Origin of the sequence: Roseateles puraquae (genome assembly GCF_002205845.1) — a bacterium.
GTDB classification, from domain to species: domain Bacteria; phylum Pseudomonadota; class Gammaproteobacteria; order Burkholderiales; family Burkholderiaceae_C; genus Pelomonas; species Pelomonas puraquae.
Genome location: NZ_NISI01000005.1, coordinates 21,025 through 35,880, shown reverse-complemented (window position 1 = coordinate 35,880; position 14,856 = coordinate 21,025). Strand labels below are relative to the sequence as shown.

Genomic DNA, 14,856 nt, shown 5'->3' with positions numbered 1-14,856 from the left:
GCCTTATTCGTCCTGGGCGCTCGCGGCGCGCAGCACTTCGTCGAAGGTGCTCTGGCCGCGAGCGGTCTTGATCAGGCCATCCTCCACCATCGAGCGGCGGCCGTCCTGCTGGGCCAGTGCGAGCAGCTGCTCCATGGCGGCGCCCTGGGCGATGGCGTGCTGCAACGGCGGCGTCACGGTGACGAGCTCATAGATGCCCACACGCCCGCGGAACCCCGTGCCCGAGCAGGCGTCGCAGCCCTTGGCCTTGAGCCACTGCGGCGCGGGCGGGATGTCGGCCAGGTCGGGTGCGCGGCGCAGCAGGTCGGCCCAGCGGGACTGCAGCGGCTGCACATCGTCATGCGGCTGCGCGCAGTTCGGGCACAGGCGGCGGATCAGCCGCTGGGCCATCACTGCGCGCAGGGCCGCGGCCACGAGGTAGGGCTCGACGCCCATGTCCACGAGCCGGTTCACGGCCGACAGCGCGTCGTTGGTGTGCAGCGTGGCCAGCACCAGGTGCCCGGTCAGCGCGGCCTGGATGGCGATCTCGGCGGTCTCGCGGTCGCGGATTTCGCCGACCATGATCACATCCGGGTCGTGGCGCAGGATGGATCGCAACGCCCGCGCGAAGGTGTAGCCGATCTCGGCCTGCGTCTGGATCTGCACGACGCCAGGCAGACGCAGTTCCACTGGGTCTTCAACCGTGATCAGCTTGCGGTCACCGTCGTTGATTTGCGAGAGCGCGCTGTACAGCGTCGTGCTCTTGCCCGAACCCGTCGGCCCCGTGACCAGCACCAGTCCGTTGGGCCACTGCAGCCAGTCCAGGAACAGGGCCTTGTGGTCGGGCTCCATGCCGATGCGGTGCATGCCGATGTCGCCGCGCTCCTTGGGCAGCAGGCGCAGCACCAACGATTCGCCATGCACGGCCGGGATGGATGAGATCCGGATATCGACCTCGCGGCCAGCCACCCGCGTGCCGATGCGGCCGTCCTGGGGCAGGCGCCGCTCCGCGATGTCCAGGCCGCCGATCAGCTTGATGCGGGAGGCGATCGCCGGATAGCGGTCCATCGGCAAGGTGCTGCGTGTGTGCAACACGCCGTCGATGCGAAAGCGCAGCGTGCATTCACGCTCGCCCGGCTCGACGTGGATGTCGCTCGCGCGCGCCTCCAGGGCCTGGGCCATCGTGTTGTTGACGAAGGCCACGACGGGTGCGTCTTCCGCAAGTTCACGCAGGGTGCGGGCGTCGAGGCTCCCGCCCATGCCGGCCTGCGACTCATGCCGCAGCCGCTGGGCCCAGGCCTCGGCGTCCATCGGCAAGAGCAGGTGCCAGCGCACATGGGCCCCCAGCGGCTCAGCCGCGAGCGCCTCACGCACATCCAGGTCCAGCGGATCGGCGCTGGCCACGCACAGGCCTTCGGGCACGGCCCAGAGCAGCACCTGGTGATCGAGCCACCACGAGGCGGGCAGCTTCAGCCGCGCCAGCGTGGCCCGGATGGCGGCCTCGTCCAGCTCGCGGGCATCGAGCAGGGGGGCCTGCAATTGCTCGGCAAGCACGCCGTAGAGCGAGTTGGTGGACACGGCACCCAGACGCACCAGCACCTCGCCGAGGCGGCCACCCTGGCGCGCCTGCACTTGCAGGGCGTTGTCGATCTCGCCGGGCTTCACCAGGCCGCGGGCCTGCAGCAGTTCACCCAGCAGGGGCGTGGTCACGGGCTCGGCCATGGGCTCAGGAGGCCGACTTCACAGCCTCGGGGGCCGAGGCAGGCGGGGCGGCCGGCGGGGTTGTCAACACGGGAGCCGGCGCAGGCGAAGGGGCCGGCAGGGGCGCCGGTGTCACAGGCGCCGCCGGCACGGTTGCCGGGGCCGGCGCCGTGGTGGGCGCGGCCCAGGGGCCGAGCATGCGCCGGAAGGCGTCGGTCATCGCCTCAGCATCGTGGCTGTCGTTCAGGATGTAGGGCGTGATCAGCACGACCAGCTCACGACGTGTCCCGGACTTGGTCTGGGTGCTGAACAGCGTGCCGAGGATGGGAATGTCCTTGAGCAGCGGGATGCCGGCCTGGCCCTTGCTGTCGTCGTTGGAGATCAGGCCGCCCATCAGCACGGTCGAGCCGTTGCGCAGCGTCAACTTGGTGTCGAGCTTGCGCGTGCTGAAGGTGGGCGAGTTGTTGACGCCGGTGTTGGTGGACGCCGCGGCGCTCACTTCCTGCTGCACTTCCAGGTCGATCTGATCGCCGGAATGGATGACGGGCTTGACCTTCAGGATCACACCCGTGTTGCGGTACTGGATGGTCTGCAGCACCGAGTTGGCCGTGGTGGTGCCGGTAACCACCGTGGAGCCCGTGGTCTGCTGGCTCGTGATGATGGGCACTTCCTGGCCGACCTGGATGGTGGCCGTCTCGCCATTGCGCGCCTGCACGCGCGGGCTGGAGAGGATGGTGGCCTGGTTGTTGGAGGCCAGCGCGTTGAGGGTGGCGCGCACGCCGCCCACGGTGTCGAGCACCTTGAACGTGGCACCGGCCGAACCGATGGACAAGCCGCCCGAAGTGCCCCCGATGATGGTGGCCCCGCTGCTCATCGCATGCGTGGCCAGCCATTCGACGCCAAGCTGGCTGGTGTCCGTCAAGGACAGCTCGGCCACCGTCACCTCGATCAGGGCCGCCTTGGCGGGCCGGTCCAGCGTTTGCAGCAGGGCGCTGATCTGCGAGTACTCATCGGCGGCAGCCTGGAAGATCAGCATGTTGCTGGACTGGTCCACCACCACGGAGGTGGCGCCTGTCGAAGTCGTGCCGGTGCCGGCCCCGCCCTGCCCCGACGCGCCGGCCGTCGCTGTGGCGGCGGCCGGACGCGCCTGACCCGAGAGCAGCTGCTCCAGCGTCTTGGCCAGCGCCCCGGCATCCTTGTGCTTGACCTGGTAGGTGAAGTAGTTCTTGCCGATGCCGCGCTCGTTGGGGCGGTCCAGTGTGCGGGCCCAGTTCTCGACGTGCTTGAGCACCTCGTCGGTCGCCGCGAACACGAAGATCTGGTTCGTGCCGGCCACCGGCAGCAACACCACCGGGTAGCGGACACCGCCTTGCTGGCTCAGCGAACCCAGCGGCGCCACGGCATAGCCCTGGGCCGTGAGCACCTCGTTCAAACGACGTGCCAGGTCGTCGACCGACCAGTAGGCGGGCGTCAGCGCAATGCTGCGGCGGCCGCTCATCAGCGGCTGGTCCAGCACGCGGATGGTCTCGAGTGCGGCCTGCATGTTGTCGGGCGAACCGCTCAACAGCAGCGCATTGCGGCCGATGTCTTCCTGCACCGTCACGCGCGAGCCGAACAACGTCTTGAGCCAGCCAGCCACGTCGGACTGCCGCACGGTCTGCATCTCCACCAGCTGGAACACCGGGCGCAGGGGCAGCGGCGTGTCCGGCGACAGCGTGCCGCGGCGCAGCTCGGGCAGGTTGCCAACCTGGGCGTTGTCGGGCACGACGCGCACGAGGCCGCCAACGTCGATGGCCGCCACGCCGTAGCTCTTGAGCAGCAGCTTCAGCGCATTGTCGAGTTGGGCCGCCGACTGCACGGCGCCCGAGCGGAACGTGACCGGCTCAGTGCGGCTGAGCACGGCCGGGTCGATGTTGACGTTGCGCTTCAGGATCTCGGCGTAGACGACCTGAATGAAGGTGCCCAGCGGCACCTGCTGCAGGTTGATGGCGGCAACGTCTTCCTGGGAGGCAGCCTGCTGGCGCAGCTCAGCCGCGTCTTGCGCGATGCGCTGCTGCTGCAGGCGCGAGGCCTGCGACTCGGGCGGCTGCGGCAACGGCGTGACCCGCAGGCTGCTGTTGCGCGCTGCCGTGGGGTCGATGCCTGCCGTACTGCCGCTGCCGGCCGGCAAGGGTAGCGACGGCGGGATGACAGGCTGCAGCGGCGCACAGGCCGCCAACGTAGCGGCCAGGGCCACAGCGGTCAGGCGCCACGGGGACAGGCGGTTCTCATTTCTCACGTTGTTCGACTCCAAAGCGCTCCACCTTCTTGCCCTTGCGCACGATCACTTCATTGCCCTCGACGGCCTGGATCAGCTCGCCGGTCGGGAGCTTGTCGCCGACCTTCAGGCGCTGCGGCGGCTTGGCCGGATCCTGGAACAGCACCAGCACGCCGCCCTGCTTGCCCCGCCCGTAAAGCCCGGCGATGCGCCAGCGGTCATTCTCGGCGGCCGAGGCGGCCGCTGCCGGCGGCTTGGCCTCCGCCCCCCAGACCGGCGCGCCCGCCACCTGCACCGCCAGCGTGGTGCCATCGCTGGCCAGCGGCAAGGTGACCAGTTGCCAAGCATCGCGTCGCGCCTGGACCAGCGGCTCGGCCGGCGGCTCGGCCGGGCCGGCATACCAGCCCAGCAAGCCGGCGGCCGCGTAGATCGTCAGGAGTTGGCGTGCACCCAGCGATCCGATCATGGCTTGGCCTCCGCGGTCTCATGCAGCACCCGGATCTCGAGTTCTGCACGAGGAGGCTGCGACTGCGGGCGGAACTTCAAGCTGTCCACCATCATCAACTTGGGCGAGCGGCCGATCTCCGACAGCAACCCCATCAGCGCCAGGCGCTGGTTGTACTCCACCACGAGCCGGGCACGGATGGCCTGCGTCGGGCCTGGCTTGCGCTCGGCGCCCGACAGGATGGCCAGCTCGCGCACGGTCACGCCCGACTTTTCGGCCAGGCTGCGCAGGGTGTCCTGCAGGCCGGCCTCCACGAGGCCAGGGCTGGGCGCCACCCACAGCATGCTGCGGGCGGCCTCCATGTGCAGGTGCGCGTCGTCAGAGCGCTGGTTCCACAAGGGGCCCGAGTTCTGGATGGGCCGCAAGCGGTCGAGTTCCGCACGCGCGGTCTCGGTCTCGGCGCGCCAGGCATCGGCCTGGTCTTGCGCGAGCAGCAACAGCCAGAGGAAGAACATGCCGACGATCAGCCATACGCCCCAGCGCAAGCGGGGGTTGGCACGCCACTCTTCGCGCGAGCGCTGCAGAGACTGCAGCCATGCCGGCCCCGCGTCTGCGGTCGGTTCGAGAACGGCGCTCATGGCAGCTTGGCTCCAGGCTTGGGCAGCGGCGAGATATCGACCGGCGGCGGTGGCGCCGCGACATCGGCGGCACTGCGTTTCAGGCCGGCATCGGCGTTGAGGGCACGCACGGGTGGCATCACGCCCGACAGTTTCATTTCCAGTGCCATGCCACTGCGAGGCATGCCGTCCTTCACTTCGCTGACCTGCGTAAACCAGCCACCGGCCAGCAACTCTTCGACCAACGTTGCCCGGGACACATCCGCGGGCAAGTCCAGCACGACACGCACGGCCAACTGGTTCAGGTCCAGCTCGCGCACCAGGCTGCCCTTGGGCAGTCGGCGAGCGAGTTCGTCCATGACTTCGAGCGGGCGCGGCGCCTGGAGCTGTGCGATGAGCGCCGACGAGCGATCGGCCAGCGACAAGGCTTTCTCACGCGCGGCCAGCAGCGGCTTGGCCTCCTCACGACGCGCCTCCAGCGCGGCCACGGCGGTGTCCCGCGCGGCGTGGGCATCCCAGGCTGCGCGCAGCGTCATGCCCCCGAAGACCACGAGCACCAGCGCGGCACCGCCCACGATCAGGCTCTCGCGCCCCCGCTCGCCCCGGCCCACCGAACCCATGGGCTGGATCGCACGGGCCGGCCGCACCCAGGCGGGGGACTCCAAAGCAGGCACCTCCTGCGCGAGTGCCGCGGCCACGCGAGACAGGCGCGCGAAGCTGGCCCATTCGGCGGCGTCAGGCGTCACAGCCCACCAGCGACTGGACCGCAGGCTCCCCCCAGACCAGACCTGACCCTCGACACCTTCCAGGCACTGCACGAGATGCAGTCCGTCAGGCAGGGGCGCGTGGCACAGGGTTTCAGGCCAGAGGCGTTCGGAGGCGACATTCGCCGACTGCAGCACATCGCGCGCCACGGCGAACACCTGGGCCTGGTCAGCCTGCAGGTCGATCAGCATCTCGCTGTCGGCAAACGGCTGCCACGCCAGCAGCTGCGCTCGCAAGGCGCCAGCTCGGTCTGCCGTGGGCAGGCCTGACAGGTCAATGCGGCGATAGCGCATCAACGCACGCGACAGCAGCACCGGCCCCTTGCGCGGCGCCCCTGCAGGCTGCTTCAGCCCGTCAAGGCGTAGGCTGGGCCAGCGTTCGGGATGGGGCGACGGCCTGACTCGGGACAGGAAACTTTTCAGTAGACGTCGTGGCATCGGGGGGGGCGTCAAGACGGTTGGACTGACGGACCTCATGGATCAGCCAGGGCGCGGTCGCCCCCGTCGGCAAGAGCAGAAGATTGTACTCAAGGGCCTGCGGCAGGCCCGGGGCCCAGACCTGCAGTCGGACGACGTTGCTCGCATGGAAGAGGAGCTGGTCACCCTGGAACGGGATACCGGTTGCGGCCGTGGCCGCAGCCGCCTCGGCGAAGGGGGCGCGACGGCGCAGCGTGTCGAAGAGCGTCCATTGCTCGGGCGCCACCTTGGGCCACATCGCACGCAGCAGGTCCAGCGGCGCCGTGTTCGGGTTGAACAGCTTGTCACGGCGAACACCCAGCCACGCCTGCACCTTGGCGCGAACCTCGGGCTGGCTGCGCCACACCGGCATGCGCTGCAGTTCGTCGGTCGACAGGATCCAGTCGTTGCGTGGTGGCGGCAGGCCCGCGTCACGGTACTCCGGCGCCTCGGCACCGTTCAGACGCTTGAGGCTGTCGGTGTCGACATAGTCCTCGACGATGTCGACCATGCTCATGGCATCAGGCAAGGTGGCGCCTGCTGCGGTGAGCATGTTGATGAAGGGCTCGCGGTCCGGCACATTGAGCGACAGCAGGCCTCGTTCATCCTGGAGGCTGACCACCGCGCCCTCGTCGGTGCGGTAGCGCCGGCTATCCAGCATCAGCGGTGCCTCATCCAGAAAGCCGCTGGCTGCCAGGCCCATCGGCCGCGTGCTCAGCCAGTACAGGGTGCGCGCCTTGGCGTTGTCGGCAAGCAGGCTGGCCTCGGCATAGCTCTGCATCGTCATGGCCTGCTGGCGAAGGTTGTCGATGCGAAACGCCAGGCGCGCTGCGACCACAGCCACCACGGTCAGCACCACGGTCACGAAGAGCAGGACATAGCCGCCCTCACCGTGGCGGGTGGCGGTGTGACGCCGGGCACGGGTCATCATGGCAAGGCCTCGACGGCGGCGCGTGTGCCCAGCGGCTCGCCCCGTGCGGCAGGCCGGGCGATGAGCAGCATGCCGCCCTGGCGCTCACCGCGGTCGATGGCCACGGCCTGGGGCAAGGCCCCTGGCACGCGCAGATCACCGTCCTGCGACGGCGGCCATTGGGGCTGCCAGCCTCCCGCGGAGTCCTGGTAGCGGATGACGCCGGCATCGCCGGGCCAACGGGCCAGCACCACGCCCGCGTCCAGCGACTGCGGTTCGACACCGCGGCTCAGGCGGAGCTCGGTCATGCCGGTATCGGCCTCGAACTGCAGGCTGAGTCGAACGGCCTGGGGGCCAAGGCCCTCGGCAGTGGGCACCAGCGTGCTCATGCCATTCAGGGAACGCGCATCGCCGCGAAAGCGCTCAGGCTTGTCCGGCGGGGCCGGCAGCAGCCCTTCCAGCGTCTGCTGAACCCAGAGCACGTGGAGGCGCTCGATCTGCGCCTGCAACTGCGCGCCGCCGAGGCGCTGCTCGATACGGGCGACCTGGAAGAGCCCTTCGGAGAGCAGCCCCGCCACCATCGCGACGATGACCAGCGTGACCAGCGTCTCCAGCAAGGTCATGCCACGCGCGGCGCGCATGGCGTGGGATCGGGTGAGGCGACTCAAGGGGGGTCACCTGCGGAAGACTTCTGCGCACCGGCGAGCGACTCCAGGCCCGTCTGCAGCATCTTGAAGGACGCTTGAGCACCGCTGACCTCGTCGGACGCCGACACGTCAACTTCATAGAGACCCACGCGCCAGCGTGTGATCTCCATCGGCTGCGTCGGCACGCTGGCCCGCAGCGGGGCCACCGGCTTGCTGCGCCATTGCACGCGGATGCTGCCCAGGCTGCGCGTACCCTCGGGTTCGGTGAAGGGGTTGATGGCCCCCATCAGGCCGCGCGCCGACATCTGGAGCGCCGTGCGCGCCTGAGCCGCCTCGATGCGCGCGGCGTCCTGCAGGTTCTGCGAGATCCATGCAAACAGCGCAGCGCCAGTGGCGGCCAGGATGGTGAGAGCGACGATCGCCTCCAGCAGGCCGAAGCCAAGGGCGCGAGAACGCCTGTTCGCCTGCCGGTTCAAGGCGTGATCTCGCCGGTAGAAGGCGCCACGCGCCAGCGCAGGCTCTTGCCATCCGCACTGCGCACCTGCACCACCCCGCCGGCAGCCACACCGGCGGCGCTGTAGCGCAACGGAGCGTCCAACTCGACCGCGGCGCCGGCAGGCAGCTGCTCGCGCAGCAGCTTCTGCAAGGCTGCGGCATCCAGCGCCAGCGGCTCGCCGGAGCGGAAGGCTCGCATCGGCAGCGCGGCCAGTTCTGCGCGCACCTCCTGCTGCCAGCCACGCTCTCGGGCCGAGGACAGCCAGCGAGAGGCGGAGGGCAGGATCAGGCCGGTCGTCAAGGCCACGATGCTCAAGACAACCAGCAGTTCGAGTAACGTGAAACCCCGGGTAACAAATTGCACCCGAAGCAGTTTGCGCATTATTTGTGAGTATCCCGGGCGAAATTGCAACCGTTTCGCCGGGCGAGGTATACCCACCCGGCGAGGCGGTTAGGGCGCCGCAGCCGGCAGCACACCGATGTCGGCGGCGTCGCCCGTTCCGCCACGCTTGCCATCAGCGCCGAGCGAGTAGAGGGCGAACGGCTGTCCGTCGGCGCCAGGCACGGCGTACTGGTACGGGTGCCCCCAAGGGTCGTCTGGCAGCGCACCATCGAGATAGGGGCCGCGCCAGCGGGCGGCTTGTGCGGGATCGGCCGGCGCCTTGGTCAGCAAAGAGATGCCTTCTTCTGGCGTGGGATAGCGACCGATGTCGAGATGAAGGCTCTCGATGGCGCTGCGCAGGGTCTTCGCCTGCGTCGCGGCCGTGGTGACCTTCGATTGCTCCACCTTGGAGAACAGGCGCGGTCCAACCAGGCCAGCCAACATACCGATGATGACGAGGACGACCAGCATCTCCAGCAGCGTGAAGCCGCGTGCGCGGAGGGTCGTTCGCAAAGCAGACTTGGGGTAGCAGGTCATCGTGATCAGCGCAGCCAGGCTGCGCCGGAGGTCCAGAAGCTCCGCATTCTAGAGGCAGCCCCGGTGCTTCATCCGTTCGGCATGGGCCACTCGCCACCTTGGCACGCTGGCGTCACTCAGACCCATCCACGGGTGTCGGGCCCACCAACGAAAAAAGGGCGCCTTGCGGCGCCCTTTCCGTGCTCTGGGAGCGAACTGATTAGTTCGTGCCCGGAACAACCATCACGTACGAGATCAGCGAGTTGGTCTTGCCGGTCGTCACGTCGTAGTTCATCACGTTGTACACGCCGTCGATGTTGGTGCGCGGGGCAGCAACGGTGACGGTCACGGCCAGACGGGTGCCGGCGTTGCTCAGGGCCGGGCAGATGTCCTTGACGTTGATGACCAGTTGCGACTTGGCCTTCAGCGTGGTGCTGTAGCCCGAGGTCGTGCAGGTCACGCCGTTTTCGGCGGTCACCGAGGCGGTCACGGCAGCGTCAGCACCGTAGCTGCTGTTCAGCACGACGCGCGACAGGTAGTCGGGGTGGATCGTGACGAACGGAGCAGTCAGGGTGGTGCCGTCGCGAGCGATGGCGCCCAGGGTCGTGGCAGCCGGGTCGGTCACGGTCGAGCCGGTACCAGCCGACGAGTTCACCGGGTTGAAGTCAACGCTGAACGTTTGAGCCGTCAGGGCCACCGGGGTGGTGTTGGTGACGGTGTCGTTCGTCACGCACAGCGACTTGTTGATCGCGGTGGTGCCCAGCGTGTAGCTGGCCGACAGCATGTTCGTAGCGATCGACGTCAGAGCCACGCCGTTGGCGCAGGTGCCGGTGTCGCCCAGACGCAGGTTCGTCGCGGTCGTGGCCGACTGCGTGAACGTGAAGTCGCCCGTGAAAGCAACCTTGGTGTTGGCGCCGACCAGCGAAGCCAGCGTAGCAGCAGCACCGGTGGCGTCGAAGGCGCCGGTCGTGCCGTAGTCGAATTGACCGACTTCGACAGGACCGTAAGAGCCGCTGAACTTCTTGTACGAGTCAGCAACGGTAGCGGTCGCGGTCTTGGTGGTGACCTTGAACTTGATACCGGTGCCGAACGTGAACAGAGCGCCCGACTGAGTCGACAGCGACTGGCCAGCCGTTTGGTTGGCAGCGGCGACAGCGTCAGCGTACAGAGCGTACGTCACGTTGACGGCGGAAGCGTTGCCGTTCGTCACGTTCAGGTTCGGCAGAACGATCGTGGTCAGGTCCGTAGCGGCATGGCCGCCAGCAGCGCCGGTCACTTGGTAGATGACATAGGCGTCGCCCACACCGCCGCCTTGCACAACGGCAACGTTCTGGAAGTTGTTAGCGGCAGCAGCAGCCGTCGTGTTGGTCACGTCAGCGCCAGCAGCGGCCACGGCCAGCTTGGCGCCGGTCAGGTCGATACGGATGAAACGGGTTTGGCCGGAAGAAACGCCGAAGCCCAGCTTGGTCTTCACGGTCTTGGCGCCGGAAATCGCGGTGCCAGTGGTAGCAGCGTAGTTCAGTTCCGAGGCAAAGGTATCCGTCGTAGCCACGAAGGGGCTAGCCGAGAAGTCGACGGACGCGACCGCAGCGCCTCCAACCAGCGCACCGATCGCCAGAGCGGTCGCCTTGATCACATATTTTTTCATTCGGTGAACTCCACAAAGGTTATGGAAAAAGACTCAATCAATGATTCGCGAATCACACGCGCCTGTTAGCACGCTCAAGCATTCTAGAGCACGCCAACTTGGCGACGTCAACGAATCAACGCATATTGCGGGTAAACACTTTCAATGCTGAGCTCAACCCACAACACTCTGCGCGGCCATCGTAGCGCGTGAGCAAGGCTTCCATCCCGCGAGCAAGCGTGCCTGTTGTGGCCTAACGACAACTTAGGGGCGAGGCCTGCTGCGCTTGATGCAGCACAAGGCCGCGCGCCTCCAGGAGACAAGCGTCACCAAACGTAGTGTCGTGTCGTTTAGAGAAGCCCCACCAACGATCGAGCTGCAGCTGTCACAGGGCAGTCAACACGCAGTCAACGCGCCTGAGGCAGGAACTCGCCTTGCAGGAGGCCGCGCAAGGCGGCGCGCACGGCGCCGCCTTGAAGCTGCGCATCAGCACAGGTCTGCAGGAGCCAGTCGCGCACCCGGGCGGCGGCAACGGCGTCTTCGAGCCGCGCCACGTTCAAGCGCGCAATCGCCGTGGGCTCCACGGTGTCGCTGTCGGCCAGCAGTTCTTCATAGAGCTTTTCGCCGGGGCGCAGGCCGCTGAACTCGATGCGCACATCCTCCAGCGCATGCCCACTCATGCGGATCATGTCGCGCGCCAGATCGACGATCTTCACGGGCTCGCCCATATCGAGCACGTACACCCGGCCGGTGTCGCCCAGGGCTGCGGCCTGCACGACCAGACGCGCGGCCTCGGGGATGGTCATGAAGTAGCGCGTGATCTCGGGATGGGTCACGGTCACGGGCCCACCCTTGGCGATCTGCTCCTTGAACTTCGGAATGACGCTGCCGCTGGACCCCAGCACGTTGCCGAACCGCACGGCCATGAAGCGCGTGACGTGGCCTTGCGCTGCCATGTGACTGACGACCAACTCGGCCGCGCGCTTGGTAGCGCCCATCACGTTGGTCGGGTTGACGGCCTTGTCGGTGCTGATCAGTACGAAGCGCTCCACGCCATGAGCGGCCGCCGCCTGGCAGACATGAAAGGTCCCGAGCGTGTTGTTGAGCAGACAGGCGCGCGCGTTGTCGTCTTCTTCCATCAGCGGCACATGCTTGAAGGCGGCGGCATGGAAGACGATCTGCGGCCGCCAGCGAGCGAAGACAGCCTGCAGGTGCGGCAGGTCCTTCACGTCGCCGATCAGGCGTACCAGCGCGATGTGCGGGAAGCTGACGCTGAGCTCTTGCTCGACGGTGTACAGCGCCAGCTCACTCAGCTCATACAGCACGATGCGCGAGGGCCCGTAGCGCGCGACCTGGCGGCAGATCTCGGAACCGATGGAGCCGCCGGCGCCCGTGATGAGCACGACCTTGCCGTTCAGGCACTCGTTGATGCCGCCTTCGTCGAGCTGCACGGGCGCGCGGCCCAGCAGGTCCTCGGGTTCGATGTCCCGCACTTCGTTCACGCGCCGGCCAGCCAACAGTTCGGTACTGCTGGGCACGGTGAGCACGGGCAGGCCCGTGGCGCCCGCGATGTCCAGCGCTCGGCGCCGCTGGCCCACAGTGGCCGCCGGCATGGCCACGATCAGGTGCGTGACGCCATGCAACTCCGCGAAGCGGCGCGCCTGCGACAGGTCGCCGAGCACCGGGAAGCCCGCCACGCGCCCGCCTTGCTTGGTGGGGTCGTCATCCAGAAAGCCCACCACGGCCCAGCCCTGGCTGTGCTGGATACCCGCCACCAGCAGGCGGCCGGCATCGCCCGCCCCCATCACCAGCGCCCGCCGCTGCTCCTGCGCGCTGCCGTTGATGCGGCTCCTCATGTGCTCGTAGAGCATGCGGTAGCCCATGCGCATCATGGCCAGCAGCATCAGCGTGAAGAGCGGGTGCAGGGCCAGCACGGCCCGGGGCACGGCCTGCAGGTGGGCCATGCGCACCACGGCCATGCCGATCAGGCCGGCCAGCAGGCAGGCCACGGCCAGCCGCTTGACCTCGCCGAAGCCCGAGAAGCGCCACATGCCCTTGGGCACGCGCAAGGCCCACAGCACCACGGCATAGACCGCGAGCAGGCCGAGCAGCACCCAACCGTCGTAGGCGGGCCGGGCCGTGAACCAGCGCTCGAAGCCGAGCCGAAAGAGGTAGGTCGCCTGCCAGGCCACGGCCACGACGAGGGCGTCCAGCAACAGGGCCAGCGCCTCGCGGTGGGGCCGCAGGCGCGTGAGCAGGGTGTCGAGCAACTGCCAGTTCATGGGGACGGGATTGTCAGCCGCGCAGCACGCGGCGCAGCGTGGCCAGAATGAGGCCGAGGTCGGTCAGCAGGCTGGCGCGGCTGGCGTAGTCTGCCGACAGCCGCAGCTTGGCCGGCAGGATGACCTCGCGGTACTCGCGCTCGGGGTCGGCGGCGGCGGCCAGCAACTCGGCCTCGTGGCTGAAGGCCAGCGACGCGGGGTCGGTGATGCCCGGTCGCACCGACAGCACGCGCTCACGCAACTCGGCCGGGTAGAGCTCGACGTACTTCGGCAGCTCCGGCCGCGGTCCCACCAGGCTCATCGCGCCGCGCAGCACGTCCCAGAGCTGGGGCAGCTCGTCGAGTTTGGTCTGGCGCAGCACCTGACCGGCGCGGGTGATGCGCGGGTCAGCACCCACGGTGATGGCCGCACCCGGCGCCACGCGCATGGTGCGGAACTTGTGGATGGTGAAGGGTACGCCCAACCGCCCGACGCGGGTCTGGCGGAACAGGGCCGGGCCGGGCGAATCCAGCTTCACCCACACGGCCGCCGCGAGCAGCACCGGCCACAGCAACAGCAGGCCCAGGCCCGCCGCGACGATGTCGAACAGACGCTTGACCAAGCCCGCGCTCACCCCAGCAGGCCGCGCACGGCCGCAATGACACGCTCGACGTCGGCATCGCTCATCGCGGTGTACAGCGGCAGGCTCACCATGCGCTCGTAGGCCTTCTGCGATTGCGGGAAGTGCTCGGGCGTCAGGCCATAGCGCTCACGCCAATAGGGGTGCAGGTGCAGTGGCACGTAATGCACGCTGCAGCCGATGCCGGCGGCGAACATGCCCTCGATGAAGGCGTCGCGGCTGATGCCCGCGTCGTCCGCCAGGCGCAGCACGTAAAGGTGCCAGGCGTGGGTGTCACCCTCCGGGGCGTCGGGCGGCAGGATGACCGGCAGATCGGCGAAGGCCTCGTGGTAGCGCGTGGCGATCTGCTCGCGGCGCTGCTGGAAGGCGGGCAGGCGCTTGAGCTGGTGCAGGCCGAGGGCGGCGGCGATGTCGGTCAAGTTGTACTTGAAGCCGGGCGCGACGATCTCGTAGTACCAGCTCGGCACCTTGGCGGTGAAGCGGTCGAAGGCATCGCGGCTCATGCCATGCAGGCGCATCACGCGGGCGCGCTTGGCGAGCTCCGGGTTGCGCGTGACCAGCATGCCGCCCTCGCCGGTGGTCATGGTCTTGTTGGCGTAGAAGCTGAACACCGAGGCGTCGCTGCCCAGCGTGCCAATGAGCTCCTTCTCCAGCGTGGTGGGCAGCGCGTGCGCGGCGTCTTCGACAACCCGCAGGCCATGGCGGCGCGCGATGTCCAGCACGCCCAGCATGTCGACCGCCAGACCTGCGTAATGCACCGGCATGATGACCTTGGTGCGCGGCGTGATGGCGGCTTCGATGGCGGCGACGTCGATGTTGAGCGTGGCCGGGTCGATGTCCACCAGCTTGACGTCCGCTCCCAGGTAGCGCACGACCTCGGCCGTGGCGGTGAAGGTGTGGGTCGTGGTGATGACCTCGTCCCCCGGGCCGATGCCGATGGCCTCCAGCGCCAGGTGCAGGCCAGCCGTGGCGGAGTTGACGGCGATGCATTCGATCTGCGGGTCGCCCAGGTACTCGGCGAATGCCTGCTCGAAGCGCTTGGCCTTGGGGCCGGTCGTGATCCATCCGGACTTCAGGGTGTCGACGACCTCGGCGATCTCATCGTCACCGATCTCGGGCAGGGCAAAAGGAAGGAAGGGCTGGGCAGTCATCGGCGGGA

14 protein-coding genes are annotated in these 14,856 nt (G+C 68.2%); all 14 read right to left on the bottom strand.

All coding sequences use genetic code 11. The features are described 5' to 3' along the window. Window positions 1–3 precede the first annotated feature (3 nt). The 14 genes from CDO81_RS12750 to CDO81_RS12685 all read right to left on the bottom strand — a co-directional run bounded on the left by CDO81_RS12750 (window position 4) and on the right by CDO81_RS12685 (window position 14,848). Window positions 4–1,701: a GspE/PulE family protein gene (locus CDO81_RS12750; RefSeq protein ID WP_088483604.1), complete on the bottom strand. Its 1,698-nt coding sequence runs from the start codon at window positions 1,699–1,701 to the stop codon at window positions 4–6. A gap of 4 nt (window positions 1,702–1,705) precedes the next feature. Beyond that, window positions 1,706–3,958 (bottom strand): secretin N-terminal domain-containing protein, encoded by a 2,253-nt coding sequence (locus tag CDO81_RS12745; protein WP_144397226.1) that lies wholly within the window; start codon window positions 3,956–3,958, stop codon window positions 1,706–1,708. Further along, complete coding sequence (locus tag CDO81_RS12740; RefSeq protein ID WP_088483602.1) at window positions 3,948–4,403, bottom strand: DNA utilization family protein; 456 nt, start codon at window positions 4,401–4,403, stop codon at window positions 3,948–3,950. The genes CDO81_RS12745 and CDO81_RS12740 overlap by 11 nt, the downstream gene beginning before the upstream one ends. After that, the gene (locus tag CDO81_RS12735) at window positions 4,400–5,020 is read right to left on the bottom strand and encodes a GspMb/PilO family protein (protein WP_088483601.1); all 621 of its coding nucleotides are present in this window, start codon (window positions 5,018–5,020) and stop codon (window positions 4,400–4,402) included. The genes CDO81_RS12740 and CDO81_RS12735 overlap by 4 nt, the downstream gene beginning before the upstream one ends. Beyond that, window positions 5,017–6,078 carry a hypothetical protein gene (locus tag CDO81_RS12730; RefSeq protein ID WP_088483600.1) on the bottom strand — a complete coding sequence of 354 codons (1,062 nt, stop codon included), beginning with the start codon at window positions 6,076–6,078 and terminating at the stop codon, window positions 5,017–5,019. Before CDO81_RS12730 ends, CDO81_RS12735 begins: the two co-directional genes overlap by 4 nt. 40 nt (window positions 6,079–6,118) lie before the next feature. After that, entirely contained in the window at window positions 6,119–7,150 is a 1,032-nt protein-coding gene (locus CDO81_RS12725; protein WP_088483599.1) for a type II secretion system protein GspK, read from the bottom strand. Further along, window positions 7,147–7,797 carry a type II secretion system protein gene (locus tag CDO81_RS12720; RefSeq protein ID WP_158218262.1) on the bottom strand — a complete coding sequence of 217 codons (651 nt, stop codon included), beginning with the start codon at window positions 7,795–7,797 and terminating at the stop codon, window positions 7,147–7,149. The genes CDO81_RS12725 and CDO81_RS12720 overlap by 4 nt, the downstream gene beginning before the upstream one ends. Continuing rightward, on the bottom strand, window positions 7,794–8,252 hold the full coding sequence (locus tag CDO81_RS12715) for a type II secretion system protein (RefSeq protein WP_088483597.1): 459 nt from the start codon (window positions 8,250–8,252) through the stop codon (window positions 7,794–7,796). The genes CDO81_RS12720 and CDO81_RS12715 overlap by 4 nt, the downstream gene beginning before the upstream one ends. Continuing rightward, window positions 8,249–8,653, bottom strand: coding sequence for a pilus assembly FimT family protein (locus CDO81_RS12710; RefSeq protein ID WP_088483596.1), 405 nt, complete (start codon window positions 8,651–8,653; stop codon window positions 8,249–8,251). Before CDO81_RS12710 ends, CDO81_RS12715 begins: the two co-directional genes overlap by 4 nt. Before the next feature lie 69 nt (window positions 8,654–8,722). After that, window positions 8,723–9,190, bottom strand: a complete 468-nt coding sequence (gene gspG, locus CDO81_RS12705; RefSeq protein ID WP_088483595.1) for a type II secretion system major pseudopilin GspG — start codon at window positions 9,188–9,190, stop codon at window positions 8,723–8,725. A 199-nt stretch (window positions 9,191–9,389) separates the two neighbouring features. Continuing rightward, the gene (locus CDO81_RS12700) at window positions 9,390–10,817 is read right to left on the bottom strand and encodes a hypothetical protein (protein WP_144397225.1); all 1,428 of its coding nucleotides are present in this window, start codon (window positions 10,815–10,817) and stop codon (window positions 9,390–9,392) included. A gap of 386 nt (window positions 10,818–11,203) precedes the next feature. Continuing rightward, a complete protein-coding gene (locus tag CDO81_RS12695) occupies window positions 11,204–13,078 on the bottom strand; it encodes a polysaccharide biosynthesis protein (RefSeq protein WP_088483593.1) in 1,875 nt (624 codons plus the stop codon). Between the two features lie 13 nt (window positions 13,079–13,091). Then, the gene (locus CDO81_RS12690) at window positions 13,092–13,679 is read right to left on the bottom strand and encodes a sugar transferase (protein WP_088484037.1); all 588 of its coding nucleotides are present in this window, start codon (window positions 13,677–13,679) and stop codon (window positions 13,092–13,094) included. An 8-nt stretch (window positions 13,680–13,687) separates the two neighbouring features. After that, on the bottom strand, window positions 13,688–14,848 hold the full coding sequence (locus CDO81_RS12685; RefSeq protein ID WP_088483592.1) for a DegT/DnrJ/EryC1/StrS family aminotransferase: 1,161 nt from the start codon (window positions 14,846–14,848) through the stop codon (window positions 13,688–13,690). Window positions 14,849–14,856 lie beyond the last annotated feature (8 nt).